The sequence below is a fragment of the Streptococcus oralis genome (genome assembly GCF_001578935.1).
In the GTDB taxonomy this organism is placed as follows: Bacteria; Bacillota; Bacilli; order Lactobacillales; family Streptococcaceae; genus Streptococcus; species Streptococcus oralis_R.
In genome coordinates this window covers 187,438-188,473 of record NZ_KQ969521.1, presented here as the reverse complement: position 1 = coordinate 188,473, position 1,036 = coordinate 187,438, and the positions used below count along the sequence as shown (strand labels likewise).

The following is a 1,036-nucleotide window of genomic DNA, read 5'->3' as shown; positions in this document are numbered from 1 at the left end:
AGTCTTCTTTCTTAAATGAATTTTTAAGACCTTCAACGGCACCTTCTACAGCACCTTTAGCATCTTCAACAACTTCTTTTGCTTTCGCAACTGTTTTTTCTACAGTACCTTCTGCTTCTGTCTTGCTATCGCCAGTAACTTTACCAAATCCTTCTTTGATAGCACCAGTTGCTTGATCCAATTTATTTTCAAGCGACATAGCTCTGTCTCCTTTGCTTTTAATACGATAAACGTTATCGCTTACATTCAGTTTATGCTTATTCTTTAGTAAAGTCAAACAATCTGCTCAAAATGAAGTAATTAAGGTAAATAGAAAGTCAACCGTTCCTTGTCGAAATCAATAGCCAACTCATACTTCCCTTCTTCGTTTTGCACAATATAGCCTAAGACGACCAAACTATCCACAAAGATATCACGGCGTTTCTGCATCAGTTGGTCTTTTTTGAGGAATTTTAACAAAAAAGTCGTCATATATTTGAGGGCATACTCAGGGTTAACATCTCCTAAAATGGCATAGAGTTTCTGCTGTTTTTCTGTCAAAGGATATTGGTGCTTGACCTTGTAGAAATAATTAGACAGGGTCATCTTTTCTCTAGCAAAATCTGTAGATTCGACTAAAATGGCAGCATTGGTTTGATTGCGCAATTCTGTCTCAAAAGTCTTCTCCAACAAGGCTTGATAGACTGGACTGTCCTCTCTGATAAAAATTTCTTGGTCAAGGGCTAAATTATCCGTAGATTCTAAAAAAGGGAGATTGAGAAAATAACGTTTGTTTTCCCTTCGGATCAAGCCTGCCTTAATATACTCTTCCATGAGTTTATCAACTGCTACATCTGGAAACTGGGCTTTGATTTCTCGAAGGATCACATCGTCATGCTGGTCCAGATAGTCCACCAAATCTATAAAAAATGGCTGTCGAGTCAAACGAGATAGGTTAAAAATCTGAATCATGAAGATTCCTTTCTTTACATTCTAAAAGAGGGGATGCTGCTAGTTGACTAGGATTGGTCCCTGGCTGATTCAGAGGCACAGGAAG

Annotated in this window: 2 protein-coding genes and 1 pseudogene; all 3 read right to left on the bottom strand. The window is 38.1% G+C overall.

What is annotated here, in order from left to right:
- The coding region (locus SORDD15_RS01000) for a CsbD family protein (RefSeq protein ID WP_000051179.1) at positions 1 to 199 on the bottom strand (199 nt) is incomplete at its 3' end.
- Between the two features lie 101 nt (positions 200 to 300).
- Entirely contained in the window at positions 301 to 951 is a 651-nt protein-coding gene (locus SORDD15_RS00995) for a DUF1803 domain-containing protein (protein WP_061413585.1), read from the bottom strand.
- Positions 935 to 1,036 (bottom strand): annotated as a pseudogene (locus SORDD15_RS10395) (UDP-N-acetylmuramoylalanyl-D-glutamate--2,6-diaminopimelate ligase); the annotation flags it as partial. The gene SORDD15_RS00995 and the pseudogene SORDD15_RS10395, both read right to left, overlap by 17 nt.

Coding starts and splice junctions, on each gene's coding strand:
- SORDD15_RS00995 (WP_061413585.1), bottom strand. CDS start 951: ATGATTCAGATTTTTAACCTATCTCGTTTGACTCGACAGCCATTTTTT.